The sequence below is a fragment of the Pseudomonas sp. TH43 genome, assembly GCF_016650635.1.
Lineage (GTDB): Bacteria > Pseudomonadota > Gammaproteobacteria > Pseudomonadales > Pseudomonadaceae > Aquipseudomonas.
Window position 1 is genome coordinate 266360 of the sequence record NZ_JAEKFI010000004.1, and the last position, 18578, is coordinate 284937.

At 59.2% G+C, this 18578-nt stretch carries 17 protein-coding genes; 10 read left to right on the forward strand and 7 right to left on the reverse strand.

Translation table 11 applies throughout. The annotated features are described in order from the left end of the window. Positions 1–100: 100 nt before the first annotated feature. Together JFT81_RS17510 and JFT81_RS17515 are read right to left on the reverse strand one after the other, a co-directional pair. The gene (locus JFT81_RS17510) at positions 101–715 is read right to left on the reverse strand and encodes an NAD(P)-dependent oxidoreductase (RefSeq protein WP_201228297.1); all 615 of its coding nucleotides are present in this window, start codon (positions 713–715) and stop codon (positions 101–103) included. Positions 716–854: 139 nt separating this feature from the next. Continuing rightward, positions 855–1733 carry an MBL fold metallo-hydrolase gene (locus JFT81_RS17515; protein ID WP_201228298.1) on the reverse strand — a complete coding sequence of 293 codons (879 nt, stop codon included), beginning with the start codon at positions 1731–1733 and terminating at the stop codon, positions 855–857. A 114-nt stretch (positions 1734–1847) separates the two neighbouring features. Between JFT81_RS17515 and JFT81_RS17520 the strand changes: the two genes are divergently transcribed. Both JFT81_RS17520 and JFT81_RS17525 read left to right on the forward strand, forming a co-directional pair. After that, positions 1848–2753, forward strand: coding sequence for a LysR family transcriptional regulator (locus JFT81_RS17520; RefSeq protein ID WP_207199909.1), 906 nt, complete (start codon positions 1848–1850; stop codon positions 2751–2753). Positions 2754–3040: 287 nt separating this feature from the next. Further along, positions 3041–3217, forward strand: coding sequence for a hypothetical protein (locus JFT81_RS17525; protein WP_008085463.1), 177 nt, complete (start codon positions 3041–3043; stop codon positions 3215–3217). A gap of 27 nt (positions 3218–3244) precedes the next feature. Here the strand turns inward: JFT81_RS17525 and JFT81_RS17530 are convergent, their stop codons facing one another. After that, positions 3245–4129, reverse strand: coding sequence for a helix-turn-helix domain-containing protein (locus tag JFT81_RS17530; RefSeq protein ID WP_201228299.1), 885 nt, complete (start codon positions 4127–4129; stop codon positions 3245–3247). A 177-nt stretch (positions 4130–4306) separates the two neighbouring features. Between JFT81_RS17530 and pobA the strand changes: the two genes are divergently transcribed. The 3 genes from pobA (at position 4307) to JFT81_RS17545 (ending at position 8339) form a co-directional block, all read left to right on the forward strand. Beyond that, positions 4307–5500, forward strand: a complete 1194-nt coding sequence (pobA, locus tag JFT81_RS17535) for a 4-hydroxybenzoate 3-monooxygenase (RefSeq protein WP_201228300.1) — start codon at positions 4307–4309, stop codon at positions 5498–5500. Between the two features lie 79 nt (positions 5501–5579). Further along, a complete protein-coding gene (locus tag JFT81_RS17540; RefSeq protein WP_201228301.1) occupies positions 5580–7097 on the forward strand; it encodes an MDR family MFS transporter in 1518 nt (505 codons plus the stop codon). A gap of 270 nt (positions 7098–7367) precedes the next feature. Further along, a complete protein-coding gene (locus JFT81_RS17545; protein WP_201228302.1) occupies positions 7368–8339 on the forward strand; it encodes an IS110 family transposase in 972 nt (323 codons plus the stop codon). A gap of 67 nt (positions 8340–8406) precedes the next feature. Here JFT81_RS17545 and JFT81_RS17550 read toward each other — a convergent pair whose 3' ends face one another. The 4 genes from JFT81_RS17550 to JFT81_RS17565 form a co-directional block, all read right to left on the reverse strand. Next, positions 8407–9255: a cache domain-containing protein gene (locus JFT81_RS17550; RefSeq protein ID WP_201228303.1), complete on the reverse strand. Its 849-nt coding sequence runs from the start codon at positions 9253–9255 to the stop codon at positions 8407–8409. A 261-nt stretch (positions 9256–9516) separates the two neighbouring features. Further along, positions 9517–10371: an ATPase gene (locus JFT81_RS17555; protein ID WP_201228304.1), complete on the reverse strand. Its 855-nt coding sequence runs from the start codon at positions 10369–10371 to the stop codon at positions 9517–9519. Between the two features lie 116 nt (positions 10372–10487). After that, positions 10488–11480 (reverse strand): NAD(P)-dependent oxidoreductase, encoded by a 993-nt coding sequence (locus JFT81_RS17560; RefSeq protein ID WP_201228305.1) that lies wholly within the window; start codon positions 11478–11480, stop codon positions 10488–10490. Between the two features lie 96 nt (positions 11481–11576). Then, positions 11577–12476: a LysR family transcriptional regulator ArgP gene (locus tag JFT81_RS17565; RefSeq protein WP_201228306.1), complete on the reverse strand. Its 900-nt coding sequence runs from the start codon at positions 12474–12476 to the stop codon at positions 11577–11579. Positions 12477–12574: 98 nt separating this feature from the next. Between JFT81_RS17565 and JFT81_RS17570 the strand changes: the two genes are divergently transcribed. The 5 genes from JFT81_RS17570 to JFT81_RS17590 all read left to right on the forward strand — a co-directional run bounded on the left by JFT81_RS17570 (position 12575) and on the right by JFT81_RS17590 (position 18434). Then, positions 12575–12976: an ACT domain-containing protein gene (locus tag JFT81_RS17570; RefSeq protein ID WP_201228307.1), complete on the forward strand. Its 402-nt coding sequence runs from the start codon at positions 12575–12577 to the stop codon at positions 12974–12976. Between the two features lie 5 nt (positions 12977–12981). Continuing rightward, positions 12982–13584 (forward strand): LysE/ArgO family amino acid transporter, encoded by a 603-nt coding sequence (locus JFT81_RS17575; protein WP_201228308.1) that lies wholly within the window; start codon positions 12982–12984, stop codon positions 13582–13584. Positions 13585–13760: 176 nt separating this feature from the next. Continuing rightward, positions 13761–14357 carry a Fe-Mn family superoxide dismutase gene (locus JFT81_RS17580; RefSeq protein WP_042560704.1) on the forward strand — a complete coding sequence of 199 codons (597 nt, stop codon included), beginning with the start codon at positions 13761–13763 and terminating at the stop codon, positions 14355–14357. A gap of 482 nt (positions 14358–14839) precedes the next feature. After that, positions 14840–16891: a bifunctional diguanylate cyclase/phosphodiesterase gene (locus JFT81_RS17585; RefSeq protein WP_201228309.1), complete on the forward strand. Its 2052-nt coding sequence runs from the start codon at positions 14840–14842 to the stop codon at positions 16889–16891. A 196-nt stretch (positions 16892–17087) separates the two neighbouring features. Beyond that, positions 17088–18434: an imelysin family protein gene (locus JFT81_RS17590; RefSeq protein ID WP_201228310.1), complete on the forward strand. Its 1347-nt coding sequence runs from the start codon at positions 17088–17090 to the stop codon at positions 18432–18434. Positions 18435–18578 lie beyond the last annotated feature (144 nt).

Here is an 18578-nt window from a genome sequence, read left to right on the forward strand (position 1 = left end):
ATGCCCCAGTAGGAGCTGCCGCAGGCTGCGATGTTTTGATTTTGCTTTTAAAGACAAAATCAAAAGATCGCAGCCCGCGGCAGCTCCTACAGGGGGTGCATCAGTAGCCGACGGTGTAGCGTTGGCGCGAGTGCTTGGGTGTTTCCACTTCGTCGATCAGCGCAATCGCATAGTCGGCAAAGGTGATCCAGCTACGGCCCTCGGCGCTCACCAGCAAATGGTCCTTGCCGACGCGGAATTTGCCCGTGCGCTCACCTTCAACGAATTCCGCCGATGGCGAGAGGAAGGTCCAGTCCAGATCCTTCTCCTGACGCAATGCATCAAGAAACGCAGCACCGGCGCTGGCCTCGGTTTTGTACTCGGCCGGGAAACCCGCGCTGTCGATCACTCGCGTGTCGTCCGGCAGCAATAGCGAACCCGCACCGCCGACCACCAACAAGCGCTTCACCCCGGCCTGCTTCACCGGCCCGACGATTGCGCTCGCCGGAACAGTGGCGAAATGTGCGGCGGTGATCACCACGTCGTGACCGGCCACCGCATCTTGCAGCGCTGCCGAATCCAGCACGTCGACATTCTTGCTGACCACACCGGCACGGGCGGCGAGCTTCGAGGTATCGCGAGCGATAGCGGTAACGCTATGGCCGCGACGCAGGGCTTCTTCCAGCAGCTGGCTACCGGCACGGCCGGTGGCACCAATGATTGCGATCTTGCTCATGACGTTCTCCAGTTGGCTTGAGTGTTTCAAATGAGGCACAAATCTATTGAGTGAAGATATTTCCCTGTGCTGAGGAAACTTTGTGGCGAGGGGATTTAGCGAGTCACAACAGCGCTTCCCCATCATTAGAAACGGCGGATTACCACTTCATTTCACCCTTGGCGACTTTCGCGCTCAGTTCCAGCGAGCTCTCTTCACCCAGCTTCGGGTAGCGCTTTTTCATCGCCGCGATCAGCGCAGCAGAATCCTTGGCCTTCGCGGTTTCCTCGTCGAAAGCTTTAATGTAGTCGGCGGTGAATTTTACGCTGGCCAACGAGCGGCTGCTGTCACCGAGGTAGTGACCCGGCACCACGGTTGTCGGCTTCAAGGTTTCAATCGAATGCAAGGTCTCCAGCCAGTCGGCGTGGGACTGCGCGCTCTGGGTGTCGGCCATCCACACGTGAATGTTCTCGGCAACTACCACGCCACCGACCACAGCCTTGAGCGATGGAATCCACACGAAGCTGCGATCCGGCTGCTTGCCTTCAAGCCCGACCACCTGCAACTTCTGCCCTTCCAGCATCAGGCTGTCGCCCTTGAGCACGCCCGGCACAATGGTTTTCGCCGGTACGTCGGCGCCCATTTTCGGGCCCCAGAAAGCCAGTTTTCCGGCAACGGTTTTGTTGATGTGATCGACGGTCGGCTGCGAGGCGAGCACCTTGGCGTCGGGGAAAGCTTTGGTCAGCGTGTCGAGGCCGAAGTAGTAATCCGGATCACCGTGACTGATGTAGATGGTGGTCAATTGTTTGCCGCTGGCGCGGATCTTTTGCACCACCTGCTCAGCCTGCGATTTACCGAATTGCGCGTCGACGAGAATCGCGTCCTTCTTACCGCTGACCAGTACCGACGTCACCGGAAAAATCGCGTTGGTACCTGGGTTGTAGACATCGAGCGTCAGGTTGGCAGCGGCCGCATGCGCGGCGAATCCGAGGGAGGCGGTGGCGAGTAGAACGCGTTTGAGGGTGGTGAAGCCGATCATGGGTTGCTCCGGTGTCCGTTTGCCGTGTTTGGCGATGGGACAGAGCTTAGTTGCCTGACTCAGTACAAAAAATGCGATGCTTGGACATAGTTTGTTTCTGAAAGCGGGCAAATCATGGATCGTCTCCAAGCAATGCGGGTGTTTGTCACCGTGGTGGACCTGGGCAGTCAATCGGCCGCCGCCGATCACCTCGACCTGTCACGGCCAGTGGTTTCGCGCTATCTGGCGGAGCTCGAAGACTGGGTCGGCGCACGTCTGATGCACCGCACTACGCGCAAGTTGAGCCTGACTGCCGCCGGCAGTGAAATCCTCCCGCGCTGTCGGCAGATGATCGAACTGTCCAGCGACATGCAGGCCGCCGTCAGCGAACCCCACGATGCACCGCGCGGATTGCTGCGGATCAGCGTCAGCACTTCGTTCGGTCAAGCGCAACTGGCCGATGCGATGGCGGCGTACGTCAAGCGCTACCCCGGCGTGAGCATCGACCTGCAGATGCTTGATCGCACGGTGAATCTGGTGGATGAACGGATCGATCTGGCGATCCGCACCAGCAATGACCTCGATCCAAACCTGATCGCCCGGCGTCTGACCGTTTGCCGCTCGGTCGTCTGCGCTTCGCCGGCCTATCTCGATGAACATCCCGCGCCGCAACGGGTTGAGGAACTGAGCCGGCATAACTGCCTGACTCACTCGTATTTCGGCAAGAGCCTTTGGCATTTCGAAGAGGACGGCGAGCCGGTATCAGTGCCGGTGCAGGGCAATATCAGCGCTAACGAAGCCAGTACGTTATTGCGCGCAACGTTGGCCGGCGCAGGGGTGGCCATGCTGCCGACCTATCAGGCCGGTGTGCATATCCATTCGGGAGAGTTGATTCGATTACTGCCGGATGCCGAGCCACGGCAGATGAACATCTACGCGGTGTACGCCTCACGCAAACACATGCCGGCGGCGTTACGCAGCATGCTGGATTTTCTGGTACTTCGATTCCCCGAAAACCCGGAGTGGGACGCAGATCTATAACCCCCCCGCCTTCTGTAGGAGCAGAGCTTGCTCGCGAACCCGGAGTGGAACGCAGATCTGTAAACACCCTGCCTTCTGTAGGAGCAGAGCTTGCTCGCGAAGGCGGCGGGTCGGTCAGCACATGCTCTGAATGACACACCGCCTTCGCGAGCAAGCTCTGCTCCTGCAAGGGTTCATCAATGTTCTGAATGGCGGGGTACATCCTCAGGCGTACTCGCTGGCAACTCCCCGGCGCTGGCCTATGCTGAAAGTAATACCGCAGGGTATTTCGTTCAGAGGTGAACGCCATGAACATCAAAACAAGAAGGTACTTCGCGATTTTCATCACCTGCGCCGCCACGCTGGCGCTGTACGGCACCGCTGCCTGGCGGGTCGAGCAACTGCGACAACTGCCGCGTGAATACGCGAGCTGTAACTTCGAGCGCTGCATTCCGCACAACGCCACGCTGAATGCCCTGCGTTGACTTGCAGGGCTCAGCGGTGATTTGAGGTTACTGCTCGGTCTTCAGACGATCGCGGAACGCCTTTGGCGAGATCCCCACCCGACGCCGAAACAGGCGCGTGAAGTTGGTCGGATCGGAAAACCCCAGCAATTCCGACATCTCGTAAATGGTCATGCTGGTGTACGTCAGCAAACGCTTGGCTTCGAGCAACTGACGCTCGTGCATGATCTGTAACGCCGGTTGCCCGGCCAGTTCACGGCACGTGCCGTTGAGGTGCGAGACCGAAATCCCCAGCCGATGGGCCAGATCCTCGACCTTCACATGCTGGCGGTAAGTCTCCTCCACCAATTGAATGAAACCGTTGAGGTATTCGCGCTGACGTTGCGGCCGTTGGCTGGCGTTATGGCGCACGATGGCCTGCCGACTGACCCAGACCATGATCACGCTGACCAGCGAGTGCATGAGCATTTCCCGCGCCGGTTGATGGCCGTTGTACTCAGCCTGCAACGCTGAAAAAAGACTGTTCAGGTAATCGCCGTCATGGCCTGCCGGATAGCTTTCGGCTCTGGCGAGCGCATGCACCGCATCGCCCAGTTGCGCCTGCAAGTGGTTGATCAGTGGCGTTGCGAGCGTGACGACAAATCCTTCGACGTCTTCGGAAAAGCGAAAGCCATGCACCGATAACGGTGGCAGGACTTGAATAGCGGGGGTCTGGAGTTGTGTGCGCTGACCTTCAATCTCAAGCTCTGCCTGACCTTTGAGGACGAAGAGCAGCTGGCATAAATCGGCGTGACGGTGGGGTTTGATTTCCCATTGATGTTCGCGACTGCGTGAGGAAATGGTTTCACAGTGCAGCAAGTCAGGGGTCGGCCAGTCCAGGCTTTCACCGTAAAGCTTGAACACCGGAATGGAAGGCAGCTCGGGCTTGTTCATCACTTCATCCAGGCCTCGAAGGTTGCGGGCGATAATCGCACCGATTGGCAGAATGTACAGGTATCGGCTCAGTTTTCACCTTCAATTGACAGACCCGCAAGGGAAAAATGCAAGCACTCGATCCATAAAAAACATTCGCCGGCATTTGCCGCGTGAAGCTTGCGAGTCATAAAAACAATGAAAACGCTGAAAACCCAAGTCGCCATCATTGGCGCCGGCCCCTCCGGTTTGCTCCTCGGTCAGTTGCTGCACAACGCCGGCATCGACACCCTCATCCTCGAACGCCAGACGCCCGATTATGTGCTCGGCCGCATCCGCGCCGGGGTGCTTGAACAAGGCATGGTAGAGCTGTTGCGTCAGGCTGGCGTGAGTCAGCGCATGGACACCGAAGGTCTGGTTCACGGCGGCTTCGATCTGGCCCTCGACGGGCGTCAGGTACACATCGATCTGCACGCATTGACCGGCGGCAAGAGCGTGATGATCTACGGCCAGACAGAGGTCACTCGCGACCTGATGGCCGCTCGTCGGGAGGCCGGTGCAGTGACTATTTATCAAGCGAGTGATGTCGTTCCTCACGGCATGAAAAGCGACGAAGCTTTTGTCACCTTCGAAAAGGACGGCGAAACCTGGCGCGTCGATTGCGATTACATCGCCGGTTGCGATGGCTTCCACGGTGTGGCGCGGCAGTCGATTCCGGCGGACTGTCTGAAGGTATTCGAGCGGGTTTATCCGTTTGGCTGGTTAGGGATTCTCGCCGACACGCCGCCGGTGCATGAGGAGTTGGTCTACGCCCGTCATGCACGTGGTTTTGCCTTGTGCAGCATGCGTTCAGCGACGCGCACGCGTTACTATTTACAGGTGCCGGCAGATGAAAACGTCGACGCCTGGAGTGATCAGCGTTTCTGGGATGAACTGAGAAGCCGCTTGCCTGCGCAGCTCGCAGAAAAACTGGTGACCGGCCCTTCCATCGAAAAAAGCATCGCGCCGCTGCGCAGCTTTGTCGTCGAACCGATGCAGTACGGGCGCATGTTTCTCGTCGGCGACGCCGCCCACATCGTCCCGCCCACCGGCGCCAAGGGCCTGAATCTGGCGGCCAGTGACGTCAGCACATTGTTCAATATTCTGTTGAAGACCTATCGCGACGGCCGCACCGATCTGTTGGAGAAATACTCCGAGATCTGCCTGCGCCGAGTCTGGAAAGCCGAGCGCTTTTCCTGGTGGATGACGTCAATGCTGCATCGCTTCGACGATCAGGATGATTTCAGCCAGCGCATCAGCGCCTCCGAACTGGACTACTTCGTCAGTTCAGAAGCGGGCCGAAAAACCATTGCAGAAAATTACGTCGGACTTCCTTATGAGGCTATCGAATAGCCTGCTACCGACTTACACTGGCGAGCACCTACCCGCGCGCCCTGGCTGTGCGGGTCAATCACTGCCCGCAGGCTTGCCCGTGACCAATCTCAATCACCCCGAAACGCCCAAACCGGCCATTCGCAGCGTGCTGGTCGCGCTGATGATGGCGATCTTTCTTGGCGCGCTGGATCAGACCATCGTCGCCGTGTCGATGCCGGCCATCTCCGCACAGTTCAAAGATGTCAGCCTGCTGGCCTGGGTGATTTCCGGGTACATGGTGGCGATGACCGTGGCGGTGCCGATCTACGGCAAACTCGGTGATCTGTACGGGCGACGCAAATTGATGCTGTTCGGCATGGGCCTGTTCACCCTGGCCTCACTGTTCTGTGGCATGGCGCAGAACATGGAACAACTGGTGCTGGCGCGAATCGTTCAGGGCATCGGCGCAGGCGGGATGATTTCCGTCAGCCAAGCGATCATCGGCGATATCGTGCCGCCGCGCGAACGGGGTCGCTACCAGGGTTATTTCAGCAGCATGTATGCGATGGCCAGCGTCGCCGGCCCGGTGCTCGGCGGCTACATGACGGAATATCTGTCGTGGCGCTGGGTGTTTCTGATCAACCTGCCGCTGGGTCTTGGCGCCTGGTGGGTCGCCCAGCGCAATTTGCGCGGGCTGCCGATTCCCAATCGTAAACCGATCATCGATTACCTCGGCACCGTACTGATGATCATCGGCCTGACGGCGTTGTTGCTCGGCATCACGCAGGTCGGTCAGGGCCATTCCTGGCGCAGCGGTGAAGTGCTCGGTCTGCTGGCCGGCGCTGTCGCAGTGCTGGCGGTGTTTGTCTGGCATGAACGCCGCGCGCGCGAGCCGTTGCTGCCGATGCACCTGTTCGCCAACCGCAACGCCTTGCTGTGCTGGTGCACGATTTTCTTCACCAGTTTCCAGGCGATTTCGTTGATCGTGCTGATGCCGCTGCGCTTTCAGAGTGTCACCGGTGGCGGCGCCGACAGTGCGGCACTGCACTTGCTGCCGTTGGCGATCGGGTTGCCGATCGGCGCCTTTTTCGCGGGCCGCCGCACCTCGATCACCGGGCGCTACAAGCCGCAGATTCTGACCGGTGCGATGCTGATGCCGATTTCGATTCTCGGCATGGCGTTCAGCCCACCGGAGGCGACGCTGGTCAGCGGGTTGTTCATGTTGCTCAGCGGCATCTCCAGCGGCATGCAGTTTCCGACCTCATTGGTTGGTACGCAGAATTCGGTGGAGCAGCGCGACATCGGCGTGGCCACCAGCACCACCAACCTGTTCCGCTCGCTGGGCGGTGCGGTCGGTGTCGCGTTGATGTCGGCGCTGTTGCTGGCGTTGTTGCAGGATTCGAGTTTTGCTCACTTGGCGAGCAGTTCGCTGATGAGCGAGGGGCATTCGGGCAACGTTTTGCTTGATGGTTTGAACGCGGCACCGGGGGATGCGCAGAACGCCTTGCGTGCGGAACTCGCGGTAACGTTCCGGCATCTGCTATGGGTCAGTGCGGCGGTGTCGTTGCTCGGGCTGGCGGCCGCGATTGCGATGCCCAACAGCCTGCTGCGCGGGCGTGAACACGGCGCCAAATAAAACCGCAAAAGATCGCAGCCTGCGGCAGCTCCTTGTATCTCGACTATCGCTCCGTCAGGAGCGATAGTTCTCGACTGATCATCGAGGGAGGGACTTGGAAGCCGTGCAGCTCCTTAGGCTTTTTGCCTGTGATGTAGATCGTGCTCCTGCCCTCCACACTCACTCATATAGTTCGAACGGTATCTTGGGCCCGTCTTTGGCGAGAGCCCGCATTCGCAAGGTTGGACAGAGTGCAGTGATGATCGAAAACGGATCAATGGAGAGACAGTCATGTCCAATTTCGTCGGCGTCGATATCGCTAAAAACACCTTTGATATCGCCACTCACCTGCCAAACGGTAAACACAAAACCAAAGCCAAACTGGCCAACGACCCGAAGGGTTTCAAAGAGTTTGAAGCTTGGCTGAACAAGCAGGTCGAGCCTTCGTCCCTGATCGTGATGGAAGCCACCAGCGTGTATCACCTGGAACTTGCCGAGTTTGTTTACAACAGGGGCTACCGGGTCTGTGTTGTAAATCCGTCCACGACCAGCGCTTACGCCGGCAGCGAGTTACGCCGGATCAAAACCGACAAAAGCGACGCCAAACTGATCGCTGACTTTGCTCGGGAAAAGGCTGAGAAGCTTCAACTGTGGGCGCCGGAGCCGTTGAAGTATCGCCAGCTAAAGGCGATGGTGCGGCGGTTGGACGACCTTCAGGAGATGGAGCGAATGGAGCTCAATCGACTGGATGTGTCCGACGAGAAGGTCAAAGACTCGATCAACTCTGTGCTGCGCCACATCGAAAAAGAGATCGCTGAAACGCACAAGGCGATCAAAAAACACATCGACGATGACCCGGACATGCGCCAGATGCGTGACTTGATCGTCACCATCGACGGCATCGGACAGAAAACGCTTGAACGGCTGCTGGCCGAACTGGGCGACCTGCGCAAATATGACGATCCTCGCAAACTGGTCGCTGCCGCTGGGTTGAACCCAAAGCTTCAGGACTCAGGGGTGCTCAAGGGGCGAACTGTGATTTCGAAGATCGGCTCGGCACGGGTTCGGGCTGGTCTGTACATGCCAGGCTTGGTGGCGCTGAAGCACAACGAAGCGATAATCGCCATGAAGGATCGCCTGAAGGCCAACGGCAAGGCTCCCAAGCAGATCATCTGTGCAGCGATGCGCAAGCTGCTGCATTTCGTTTACGCCGTTCTAAAATCGGGCCAACCATTTGACCCGAAATTTGCACTTGCCCGATGAGGGGCAAGACGGTATCTACAGGGGAACAGTCATGCAGGAGCTGCCGCAGGCTGCGATCTTTTGATCTTCAAGGGCTGTAGTAACCCACCGCCACCAGGAAATGCCCGACCTTCTTCAGGTAGGCATGTTTATCCTCGATCTTGCCGGTCACCGGGTTCTTCCAGCGGTACTCGTATTCACCGGCGTCCTGCTTGGCGATCAGCGCCAGAATCGGCTCGCCCACCGGTTTGCCCTCCGGGTCCTTGACCTTGCCGAAGTCGGTGTTGATCAAACGCAAATTGGTGCCATGGGCGACGTAGCGCTGGGTGTCCAGATCGACCACGAACACGTACAGATCATCCTGCAAATACCCGCCCTTGAGCGAGTTGATCGCGGTCAGCGTGGCCTTTTCATCCTTGGTCAGATCGGTCGCTGCTTTGTCCAGCAGGGCTTTGGCTTGTTCAGCGGAGGCGCGCGGCAGGTAATAACCGACCGCCAGAATTCGCTGACCGATGCGTTGGTAGAACACATGCTTGCGCTCGACCTTGCCGTCCGCCTGGTTCTGCCAGCGGTACTCGGCTTGCTGAATGCCATTGCCTTCGGGCACCAGCAGCGCTTCCTTGAACGCTTTCTGCAAGTCCGGCCCGAGCACTTCAGTGACGTCGCGGCCGATCAACGCTGATGAAGGCCCGCCGCTGGCGAGCATCACGCCTTTGGTATCGACCACGAACACGTAGCGATCCTTATCGACGAACTCGCCCTGGCGACTGAACGCGGCGAACGCCTTGTCGCCATTGTCGTGGTAGTAGGCCAGCGCTTTTTCCAGCAAGGCAATGGCGGCCTGGCTGTCATCTTTGGTTGTTGTGGCGGCGCTGGCCTGACCGAAACCGGCCAATAACATCACGCCAAGCCAGGCTATTTTGTGCAAAAACCCCATGACGCATCCCTCGTTCTTGTTGGTGTTTCAAGAGCGTAGACGGGATGCGCGGATGTATGGATATTCAGAATGATGCAGGGGATTGCAGAACCCTGTGGCTAGTCGCTTTCCTGTGGTGAGGGGATTTATCCCCGTTGGGTTGCGAAGCAGCCCCCAAAACCTGAGTACTCGGTAGCACTGTAGATATGCTGGGGAGCGCTTCGCACTCCAACGGGGATAAATCCCCTCACCACGATGGCGCACTCGGTGACAGATCGGCGTTTATGGGCGCGAATTGATCTGCTGCTGCAAGTTCTGGATCTGCGCCTGAAGCGTGTTGATGTTGCGGGTCATCTGCCCGCGGAACGCATCGAACTCAGCCGTATTGCCACCGCCCTGCGGGGCCGCCGGACGATTGTCCTGCTGACTTTTCAGGACGACGATGTCCTGTTCCAGACGATCAATCGCCGCGCTCGGGTTGCCCTGTTTCTTCAACGCGGCGATATCGGCGCCGAGGCTCTTGAACTGCGCATCGAAGCCCTTGAGCTGAGCGTCGACCTTGCTGGTGTCGCCCGACGTGCTTTTCACCGCCGCCAACTCCGCGCTCAAGGCTTTGACCTGCGCCTGCAACTGGTTATTGGCGTTCTGCTGTTCGGTGGTCTGCGCCGTCATCTGCGCCAGACGCTTGTCGAGATCACTGGCCTGACCGGCGACGCCCTGCTGCTGTTTGCTCTGATCCAGCAGCTTGCCTTCCAGTTGTTTGATCTGCAGCTTCAAGGCTTCGCTGTCACTGCTGACGTTGGTCTGACTGGCGACGACCTTGCCGGAAATGTCCTGCAAGCGCCCCGCTGCTTCTTCGCTGATGCGCGCGAAACTTTCCTGGGTCGCAACCAGTTGCTGCTCCATCAGCGAAATCTGCTGAAAGCTCCACCAGGCAAGGCCGATGAAGGCAAAAAACAAGGCACCGACCAGCGCCCACAATGGCCCGGTGCTCGCTGCCTTGACCTTGACCACAGGCGGTGTGCGCGAGTGCACGGAGGTGCGGGCGGTGGTCGGAATGTCATCGTCGTCGAAGGTGTCGGCACGCAGGCTCGGGACATCGTCGAAATCGTCGTGGGCATCATTACGCATGGACATTGAGGCAACCTTTGTGGAACGCGGTGATGGCAGATTGGCGCGAAGTATAAACCCCACAGCCGCAGGGATTGACCCTCAACCTGCGGTGCGGTTCATTGCCGGCCGGCCGATTCGTTTCAACGAATGTCCTGAGCTTTCCACCAGCTGCAGAACTCATCCAGCGCCGACCAGAGGCTGACTTTCGGATCGTAGTCCAGATAATGCCGGGCGCGACTGATATCGAGGGTGAAATTTTTCTTCATCACTTGCATGCCCAAGCGCGACAGCGTCGGCTCCGGGCGCCCGGGCCAGAGTTTGCACGCGCCTTCGTTGAGCGCCGCGACGCTGTAGGCCAGTCCGTAGGAACGGTACTTGGTGACCTGTGGGACTTCCATCTTGCGCATCACGTAATTGACCACATCCCACAGCGGCACCGGCGCGCCGTTGCTGATGTTGTAGGCCTTGCCCAGCGCGGAACCGGCGGCCAGCAGACTGCTGAGCATGGCTTCGTTGAGGTTCTGCACGCTGGTGAAATCGACCTTGTTCAGGCCATTGCCGATGATCGCCAGCCGCCCCTTGCGCTGCATGTTGAGCAGCCGCGGGAAGATGCTCATGTCGCCGGCACCGGTGACGAAACGCGGGCGCAGCGCAATGGTTTCGAGACCGAATTCCTGCGCACCGAAGACCTTCTGCTCGGCCAGATACTTGGTCGCCGCGTAGTGATGCTTGAAGCGTTTTGGCACTTGTTCTTCGGTCAGGTTGAGGTGGTCGCGGCCATCGAAATAGATCGACGGCGACGACAGATGTACCAGCCGCCGCACGCGTTGCTTCAAACAGGCTTCGACGACATTTTCGGTGACTTGCACGTTGCCCTGATGAAAGTCCTGATAACGACCCCACAGCCCGACGGCGCCAGCGCAATGCACCACGGCTTCAACGTCGCTGCAGAGTTCGCGCACCAGGTCCGGGTCCGTCAGATCGCCGGGGACGAATTCAGCGCCACGGCGCACCAGATGCTCAACGCTCTCGGCCCGGCGACCATTGACCCGCACGTCCAGGCCCTGCTCCAGAGCGAAACGCGCAAAGCGTCCGCCAATGAAGCCGCTTGCGCCGGTGACCAGAATTTTCATGTATAGCTCCAACAAAAAGCAGCTACTAGCGTCAAGCTTCTAGCTGCAAGTTTAAAACGGCGCACAGCGCTTGACTTGCCGCCTGCAGCTTGACGCTCACAGCTGCTTCCAGGGCACCAGCCATTGCGCCGAAGAACGCACCAGTTGCTCGGTCAGCAAGCCCAGCAACTGACCGCCATTGCGCCAATGATGCCAGTACAGCGGCACATCGATCGGTTTATCTGGCAACAGCTCGCATAACTCACCGCGCTGTAATTGCTCGCGCACTTGCAGTTCCGGTACCAGGCCCCAGCCCAGGCCGGCTTCGGTCAGGCGGATAAAACCTTCGGAAGACGGGCATAAATGGTGCTCGAAACCGCCATCGACGCCGAGCGACGCCAGGTAACGATGCTGCAGAAAGTCGTCCGGGCCGAACACCAGCGCCGGCGTGCGCGGCAGTTGCTCGGCGCGCACGCCATCGGGGAAATGCCGCGCGATGAACGCCGGGCTGGCCAGCGCGCGATAACGCATCGCGCCGAGCAACATACTGCGCGCGCCGGCCACCGGCCGTTCACTGGCGCATAGGCATGCGGCCACTTCACCGGCGCGCATGCGTTTAAGGCCCACGGTCTGGTCTTCGACGATCAGATCGAGCAACAAATGCTGTTCGGCGCAGAAATCCCCCACCGCTTGCGCCCACCACGTGGCCAGGCTGTCGGCGTTCAACGCGATGCGCAGGCGCTCCGGCACACCCTCTTCGTCCAATGCCGGCACCAGGGTCTGCAAGTCACGCTCAAGCAGACGTACCTGCTGCACATGGTTGAGCAGACGCCGGCCGATTTCAGTGGGCGACGGTGGCGTGCCGCGCACCAGCACCGGTTGGCCGACCCGCGCTTCGAGCAGTTTGATCCGCTGCGAAATCGCCGACTGCGACAAGCCCAGCACCTGCGCGGCGCGTTCGAATCCGGCCTGCTCGACCACGGCGGCCAGAGCGGAAAGCAATTTGTAGTCGAACATCAGTTTTCCTAATGAGCGATCAGCACTATTGGTTTTTCTTATACAGCGTTCAACCGGAGAATAGCCAGCAAGCACCCTCTCTGTTCAGGAATACCTTCATGGCTGGCGAAACTTCACTCACGACCCTGTTGCGCAGCATGAGCCCGCAACTCAATGCCGGCGAATACGTGTTCTGCACCTTGCACGACGGTCAGATGCCGAGCGGGCTGGAGATTGTCGGCAGCTTCCGCGAGCAGGAAGGTCTGACGGTGATTCTCGAACGTTCCCACGCCGAACAGGCCGGTTTCAGTTTCGATTACGTCGCTGCTTGGATCACCCTCAACGTGCATTCGGCGCTGGATGCGGTCGGCCTCACTGCGGCATTCGCCAGCGCACTGGGCAAGGCCGGGATCAGCTGCAACGTGATTGCCGGTTACTACCACGATCATCTGTTTGTCGGTCAGGCCGACGCCGAACGCGCCATGCATGTGCTGCTCGATCTCGCAGCCAACGCGGAGTAAACCTTATGTGGCAAAGCTATGTGAACGGCCTGCTGGTGGCGTTCGGGCTGATCATGGCGATCGGTACGCAAAACGCTTTTGTGTTGGCGCAGAGCCTGCGTCGCGAGCATCACCTGCCGGTTGCCGCGCTGTGCGTGGTCTGTGATGCACTGCTGGTAGCCGCCGGAGTGTTCGGCCTTGCAACGGTGCTGGCGCATAACCCGACACTGCTGGCGGTGGCTCGCTGGGGTGGTGCAGTGTTTCTGATCTGGTACGGCAGCCAGGCGCTGCGCCGAGCATTCTCGAAACAGAGTCTGGATCAGGGTGAAAACCAGACCGTGCGCTCTTTGCGTGCCGTGATGCTCAGTGCCTTGGCGGTGACTCTGCTTAACCCGCACGTTTATCTGGACACCGTGCTGCTGATCGGCTCGCTGGGCGCGCAACAATCGGTGCCGGGCGCGTATGTGGTGGGCGCTGCGAGCGCTTCGCTGTTGTGGTTTTTCACTCTGGCGCTGGGCGCGGCATGGCTGGCGCCCTGGCTGGCTCGCCCGAGTACCTGGCGGATTCTCGATCTGGTGGTCGCGCTGATGATGTTTACCGTAGCGGGACAACTTATTATCGCGAGTTGATTTATTCCAAACGGCTCTGGAACCTCTATCCCACACAGTTGTTGCGTGGTTAAGCCGCAACCCCGGTGCTATGATCCGAACCCTGCGCCGCAAAGAGTAAAAACTCGCCGGTGCATTTCTGGCCGCCCGTGATCGGCCTTGCGCTCACCGCAACAGACCTGATTAGGAGAATCATCATGGCTTTCGAATTGCCGCCGCTGCCTTACGCACACGATGCCCTGCAGCCGCACATTTCCAAGGAAACCCTGGAATTTCACCACGACAAGCACCACAACACCTACGTCGTGAACCTGAACAACCTGGTGCCAGGCACCGAGTTCGAAGGCAAGACCCTGGAAGAAATCGTCAAGACTTCTTCGGGTGGCATCTTCAACAACGCCGCTCAGGTCTGGAACCACACTTTCTACTGGAACTGCCTGGCGCCAAACGCCGGCGGTCAACCTACCGGCGCGCTGGCTGAAGCCATCAACGCAGCCTTCGGTTCGTTCGACAAGTTCAAGGAAGAGTTCAGCAAAACCTCGATCGGCACCTTCGGTTCCGGCTGGGGCTGGCTGGTGAAAAAGGCTGACGGCTCCCTGGCTCTGGCCAGCACCATCGGCGCCGGCAACCCGCTGACCAGCGGCGACACCCCGCTGCTGACCTGCGACGTCTGGGAACACGCTTACTACATAGACTACCGCAACGTTCGTCCGAAGTATGTCGAAGCGTTCTGGAACCTGGTCAACTGGAAGTTTGTTGCTGAGCAGTTCGAAGGCAAAACCTTCACCGCTTAAGCTACGCGCCAGTCAAAAAACCCGGCATTGCCGGGTTTTTTTATGCCTGCGATTTTTTGATGATCGTTCCCACGCTCCTGCGTGGGAATGCATACCGTGAACGCTCCGCGTCACTGGACGCAGAGCGTCCCTTGAGGCATTCCCACGCTGAGCGTGGGAACGATCAAAAGCAAAAGATCGCAGCCTACGGCAGCTCCTACATCGGGATGGCGTTACTCCCACAGAAAATGCAGCTTCAAGCCGCTTGCTGCCTTGCTACGGAGGGCTAACATCAAAACATTGGGAAAATTGTTCCGCGCCGCTCAAGTTGAGGGCCAAAACTACCGACACAGTACAATTAGGGCTAATACTCCAGACAGCAGCATTTTGGCCAAGGCTAAAGGCAAATGATCCTGGGCCTGATTGTCCCTTTGACTGCCAACTCGGGATTGCCAATACTCATGGCAACTTGATGCTACCCGCACGGAACAAGGAATAACCCTTTGAAGCTGGAACTCAAGAACAGCTTGTCGGTGAAGTTGCTCCGGGTCGTGCTCCTGTCGGCATTGATCGTCGGCGTGGTCTTGAGCTGCGCGCAGATTGTTTTCGATGCCTACAAAACCCGTCAGGCCGTTGCCAACGACGCCGAACGGATCCTCGACATGTTCCGCGATCCCTCCACCCAGGCGGTCTACAGCCTGGATCGCGAGATGGGCATGCAGGTGATCGAAGGCCTGTTCCAGGACGACGCCGTGCGCCAGGCCTCCATTGGCCACCCCAACGAAGCCATGCTCGCGCAAAAATCCCGCGACTTGCAGCATTCCAACAGCCGCTGGCTGACCGACCTGATCCTCGGCCAGGAGCGCACGTTCACCACGCAACTGGTGGGCCGTGGCCCGTACAGCGAGTATTACGGCGACCTGAGCATCACCCTCGACACCGCGACTTATGGCGAAGGTTTTATCGTCAGCTCGGTAATCATCTTCATTTCCGGCGTTCTGCGGGCCCTGGCCATGGGTCTGGTGTTGTACCTGGTTTATCACTGGCTGCTGACCAAACCGCTGTCGCGGATCATCGAGCACCTGACCGAAATCAACCCGGACCGCCCCAGCGAACACAAAATCCCCCAGCTCAAGGGCCACGAAAAGAACGAGCTCGGTCTATGGATCAACACGGCCAACCAGTTGCTCGAATCCATCGAGCGCAATACCCATCTGCGCCACGAAGCGGAAAACAGCCTGCTGCGCATGGCCCAGTACGATTTCCTCACCGGCCTGCCGAACCGCCAGCAATTGCAGCAGCAACTGGACAAGATTCTGGTCGATGCCGGCAAGTTACAGCGCCGGGTCGCGGTCTTGTGCGTCGGGCTGGACGATTTCAAAGGCATCAACGAGCAGTTCAGTTACCAGACCGGCGACCAGTTATTGCTGGCCTTGGCCGATCGCCTGCGTGCCCACAGCGGCCGCCTCGGCGCCCTCGCCCGTCTGGGTGGCGACCAGTTTGCGCTGGTGCAGGCGGACATCGAGCAGCCGTACGAAGCCGCCGAACTGGCACAAAGCATTCTCGATGACCTGGAAGCGGCGTTTGCCCTCGATCATCAGGAAATCCGCCTGCGCGCGACCATCGGCATCACCCTGTTTCCGGAGGACGGCGACAGCACTGAAAAGCTGCTGCAGAAAGCCGAGCAGACCATGACGCTGGCCAAGACCCGCTCGCGCAACCGCTATCAGTTCTATATCGCCAGCGTCGACAGCGAGATGCGCCGCCGTCGCGAACTGGAAAAAGACCTGCGCGATGCCTTGCTGCGCGATCAGTTCTACCTCGTCTACCAGCCGCAGATCAGCTATCGCGATCACCGCGTGGTCGGCGTCGAAGCGCTGATTCGCTGGCAACACCCGGAGCACGGTCTGGTGCCGCCGGACCTGTTCATTCCGCTGGCCGAGCAGAACGGTACGATCATCGCCATCGGCGAATGGGTGCTTGATCAGGCCTGCAAACAGCTGCGCGACTGGCACGATCAAGGCTTCGTCGACCTGCGCATGGCGGTCAACCTGTCGACCGTGCAACTGCACCACGCCGAGCTGCCGCGAGTGGTCAACAATCTGTTGCAGATGTATCGCCTGCCACCGCGCAGCCTGGAGCTGGAAGTCACCGAAACCGGCCTGATGGAAGACATCAGCACCGCCGCCCAGCACTTGCTGAGCCTGCGTCGCTCCGGCGCGCTGATTGCCATCGACGACTTCGGCACCGGCTATTCATCGCTGAGTTATCTGAAAAGCCTGCCGCTGGACAAGATCAAGATCGACAAGAGCTTCGTCCAGGATCTGCTCGATGACGACGACGACGCGACCATCGTTCGGGCAATCATTCAACTGGGCAAGAGCCTTGGCATGCAGGTGATTGCCGAAGGCGTGGAAACCGCCGAGCAGGAGACTTACATCATCTCCGAAGGCTGTCATGAAGGTCAGGGTTACCACTACAGCAAACCGCTGCCGGCGCGTGAGTTGACCGCCTACCTCAAGCAGGCACAGCGCAGTAACGCGGCCATTCTTTAAAAATCAAAAGATCGCAGCCTCTGGAAGCTTCTGCGTTCCCTGTAGAAGCTGCCGGAGGCTGCGATCTTTCGATCTGCGTAAATAAGAAATATTTCCAGCCACAACCCTTTACACATAATGCGAAAGATTTGCATTATGTCGCAGCTTTGCGCACCCCCGCGCCTGTCCATTCATCTACCGAAGCAGGATGTTCGCCATGATTCGTATGCCTCTGGCTACCGCCAGTCTGCTGGCCATCGCTATTTCCCTCGCCGGTTGCGGCGAAGGCAAAGACAAGGCCGCCGCTCCGGCCACGCCGACTCCAGCCGCCAGCACCACCGCACCTGCGGCTGCTCCTGCCGCTGCCGGTAAAGTCGACGAAGCCGCCGCCAAGGCTGTGGTCGCGCATTACGCCGACATGGTCTTCGCCGTTTACAGCGATGCCGAATCCACCGCGAAAACCCTGCAAACTGCCGTTGACGCCTTCCTCGCCAAGCCGAACGCCGACACCCTGAAAGCCGCCAAGGCTGCCTGGGTCGCTGCCCGCGTTCCTTACCTGCAGAGTGAAGTGTTCCGCTTCGGCAACACCATCATCGATGACTGGGAAGGTCAGGTGAACGCCTGGCCACTGGACGAGGGTCTGATCGACTACGTCGACAAATCCTACGAGCACGCACTGGGTAACCCGGGCGCCACCGCCAACATCATCGCCAACACCGAAGTTCAGGTCGGCGAAGACAAGGTCGACGTCAAAGACATCACCCCGGAAAAACTCGCCAGCCTGAATGAGCTGGGCGGTTCCGAAGCCAACGTCGCCACCGGCTACCACGCGATCGAATTCCTGCTCTGGGGCCAGGATCTGAACGGCACCGGCCCTGGTGCTGGCAACCGTCCTGCTTCCGACTACCTGGAAGGCGCCGGCGCCACTGGCGGCCACAACGATCGTCGTCGTGCCTACCTGAAGTCGGTGACCCAATTGCTGGTCAGCGACCTGGAAGAAATGGTCGGCAACTGGAAGCCAAACGTGGCTGACAACTACCGCGCCACGCTGGAAGCCGAGCCAGGCGAAACCGGCCTGCGCAAAATGCTCTTCGGCATGGGCAGCCTGTCCCTGGGCGAACTGGCGGGCGAGCGCATGAAGGTGTCTCTGGAGGCGAACTCGCCTGAAGACGAGCAGGACTGCTTCAGCGACAACACCCACAACTCGCACTTCTACGATGCCAAAGGCATTCGTAACGTCTACCTGGGCGAGTACACCCGTACCGACGGCACCAAAATGACCGGCGCCAGCCTGTCGTCGCTGGTGGCCAAGGCTGACCCGGCTGCCGACACCGCGCTGAAAGCCGATCTGGCTGCCACTGAAGCGAAGATCCAGGTCATGGTTGATCACGCCAACAAGGGTGAGCACTACGACCAACTGATCGCTGCCGGCAACACCGCTGGCAACCAGATCGTCCGCGACGCCATCGCCTCGCTGGTCAAGCAGACCGGTTCGATCGAAGCCGCTGCCGGCAAACTGGGCATCAGCGACCTGAACCCGGACAACGCTGATCACGAGTTCTGATCAACAGCGTCCGCGTCAAAAAAGGCGACCTTCGGGTCGCCTTTTTCATATCTGCCATTCCCAAAACCCTGCTCCATGATGTGCTCGATATCAAATGCACCACCCATCCCTGTGGGAGCGAGCCTGCTCGCGAAGGCGTCATCT